General features: G+C 61.3%; 3 protein-coding genes and 2 rRNA genes. 3 read left to right on the top strand and 2 right to left on the bottom strand.

Translation table 11 applies throughout. The annotated features are described in order from the left end of the window. From J7J55_06665 to J7J55_06655, 3 genes are all read left to right on the top strand, one after another. A 23S ribosomal RNA gene (locus J7J55_06665) occupies positions 1 to 327 on the top strand; the annotation flags it as partial. Between the two features lie 43 nt (positions 328 to 370). Further along, a 5S ribosomal RNA gene (gene rrf, locus J7J55_06660) occupies positions 371 to 488 on the top strand. Between the two features lie 20 nt (positions 489 to 508). Then, positions 509 to 1,420 (top strand): cation transporter, encoded by a 912-nt coding sequence (locus tag J7J55_06655; protein MCD6142380.1) that lies wholly within the window; start codon positions 509 to 511, stop codon positions 1,418 to 1,420. On the opposite strand, the gene J7J55_06650 is transcribed toward J7J55_06655, so the two are convergent. Together J7J55_06650 and amrA are read right to left on the bottom strand one after the other, a co-directional pair. After that, the gene (locus J7J55_06650) at positions 1,417 to 1,851 is read right to left on the bottom strand and encodes a methylated-DNA--[protein]-cysteine S-methyltransferase (GenBank protein MCD6142379.1); all 435 of its coding nucleotides are present in this window, start codon (positions 1,849 to 1,851) and stop codon (positions 1,417 to 1,419) included. The genes J7J55_06655 and J7J55_06650 overlap by 4 nt on opposite strands. Before the next feature lie 49 nt (positions 1,852 to 1,900). Continuing rightward, on the bottom strand, positions 1,901 to 2,579 hold a 679-nt coding region (gene amrA / locus J7J55_06645), incomplete at its 5' end, for an AmmeMemoRadiSam system protein A (GenBank protein ID MCD6142378.1).

The raw sequence follows: 2,579 nt of genomic DNA, 5'->3' as shown, positions 1-2,579 counted from the left end.
TTAAAAGGGTACGCGAGCTGGGTTCAGACCGTCGTGAGACAGGTCGGTCTCTATCCACCGTGGGCGTAGGAGACTTGAGGGGGACTGTCCCTAGTACGAGAGGACCGGGACAGCTGAACCGATGGTGTACCAGTTGTTCCGCCAGGAGCATCGCTGGGTAGCCAAGTTCAGTTAGGATAAGCGCTGAAGGCATCTAAGCACGAAGCCGTCCCCAAGACGAGGTCTCCACATCAGGCCCCTCCGAGACTAGGAGGTTGATAGGCCGCAGGTGTAAGCGCAGCAATGCGTTCAGCCGAGCGGTACTAATCGGCCGAGGCTTGTATGGCACACACCCTGTTCACTTGTCGTGACCGAAGAGGATTTGAAGATTCCAGGTGGCTGATAGCGGAGGGGAAACACCCGTACCCATCCCGAACACGGAAGTTAAGCCCTCCAGCGCCGATGGTACTAGCCTCGCGAGGGGCTGGGAGAGTAGGACGCCGCCTGGATTTTCATTTTGGGAGGGGGCATGAACGATCTTCCCGGACGAGCCGTGAGCGATTCCGGGGTGCGGGTGACCCTCCTCGGAACCCTGGTGAACGTCATCCTTCTTGCCGCAAAGCTCCTTGGAGGAATTCTCACCGGATCGATCGGACTGATCGCCGATGGAATGCACTCCGGCTCCGATCTCGCCACCGACCTCGTCGTGCTCGGCGGGATCCAACTGGGAAGGCGCAAACCGGATTCATCTCATCCTTACGGGCATGGGCGTTACGAGACGATCGCGGGTGGGGTCGTCGCCGCGGGCCTGATCATCGTTGGAGCATACCTCGCCGGGAAGGCGGGAGCAGCCCTGTACTCACATCGCACTTCTTATCCTGGATTCGCGGTCATCATCATCGCTGTCGGATCGATACTGGCCAAGGAATGGATCGCTCGTCTCACCCTCCGGGCCGCTGCCCGCGCCAACAGTACGGCGCTCCGTGCCAACGCCTGGCACCACCGCTCAGACGCCCTCTCCTCGATGGCGGTCCTACTCGGTGGGATCGGGGGAATGGTCGGGTTCGGGCACGCCGATCAGATCGCTGGAATAGTCGTGGGGCTGATGGTCATCGCTGCCGGGGCGCACACCATAGGGGATGTGTTGCACGAACTGAGCGAGGGGAGCCTCTCCCTGCCCGAACGGCGACAGATCGAGGAGGCGATCATCCAGATCCCAGGAGTGCGTAGCTTTCACAACCTGCGCACCCGCCGCGTGGGGCGGGAGGTGTTCGTCGACCTTCACGTCCTCGTCGACCCGAGGCTATCGGTCCTCGAGGGGCACCGCATCTCGATGCAGGTAGAAGACGCGATCAAGCGCGCCTACCGGTATCCGGTGAACGTCCTCGTGCACGTAGAGCCCGACACTCCGGAGCTCATCGCCCACAACCTTGACGACTAATCCAGGATCACTCCCTCGAGGGCAAGGAGCCGGCGCTTCAGATCGAGCCCACCCCCGAACCCGACGAGCCCCCCGGTTTTGCCGATCACGCGGTGGCACGGGACGATGATCGGAATCGGGTTTGCGCCGACCGCCGCGCCAACCGCTCGGGCTGCCGTCGGTTTTCCGATTTCGAGCGCCAATTCGCCGTAAGAGATCGTCTCGCCGTACGGCACCCCCAACAATTTCTCCCACACCGCAAGCTGAAACGCGGTCCCGCGTAGATCGAGCGGAAGGTCAAATTGCCTCCTGGACCCGGAGAAATATTCGAAAAGCTGGGCCACGGCATCCCGGTTCCCTCCGTGGGCAAGCCGAGCCTTAAGCCGGGAGGCGAGCACAGCTGGGGACATGCCGTGCAGGTCGATCAACCGTACCCCGGCCCGCGATGACATTACCGTGAACTGCCAGTTCTCGAAGCGAACGGAATCCGCGTAAACGGGTTCAGCGCTCATCCCCCAGATCACTTTCCGAAAAGTGGATCACATGGTAAATCTCCACCGTAGGAGGGGGATCGCTCCTCCAGCAGTTGGGATCAGCTCCCTGCTTCTCGCACAGGCTGGAGAGGAAGTCAACCGGATCGGGGAAGGTCTCCCACACCTGCGGGAGGTAGGTCGATGACCCGGTACGCGTCTTGAGGATCACCCCGTCCACCCCGGGATGCAGTTTTCGCAGAAGGTCATCCGGTCCGGAGAAAGAGAGCGGTTTCGGCCGATCGAGCACGCTTATCTCTATCTCGATCTTGGGAAGCTCCGCCGGCCGCACCGGCGGAAATCGGGGATCGCTCGTCGCGGCCAGGACCACGTTGCGCATCACGTTTTTGTACATCGGCTCGTGCGGGGTGAACGAATCGAGTATGCATCCCCGCAACATCCCGTCCTCGTTCAGAGTGACGAAACAAGCCGCCGGGACCTGCACGTTCTCCGGGATTGACCCCCGATCGACAGTGATCCCCCTCCCGGTGGTGATCACCGATTCCAACTGGCGTCGTGCTAGGCTCAAGAGGAACCGTTTGTCCGTGTCCGAGAGCTCTGGCAGGCGCGCCTGTGGGAGCTTACTCTCATTCCACAGTCCCGCCCCGATCAATCCGACGAATAACATGAGCATAATCCACCCCTTCATC

The organism is Candidatus Bipolaricaulota bacterium, assembly GCA_021159055.1.
Classification (GTDB): domain Bacteria; phylum Bipolaricaulota; class Bipolaricaulia; order UBA7950; family UBA9294; genus S016-54.
This window is presented reverse-complemented; position numbering and strand designations above follow the sequence as displayed.

Bases quoted from the DNA above. Each gene is read 5' to 3' on its own strand.
- J7J55_06655 (MCD6142380.1), top strand. From the start codon at position 509: ATGAACGATCTTCCCGGACGAGCCGTGAGCGATTCCGGGGTGCGGGTG.
- J7J55_06650 (MCD6142379.1), bottom strand. From the start codon at position 1,851: ATGTCATCGCGGGCCGGGGTACGGTTGATCGACCTGCACGGCATGTCC.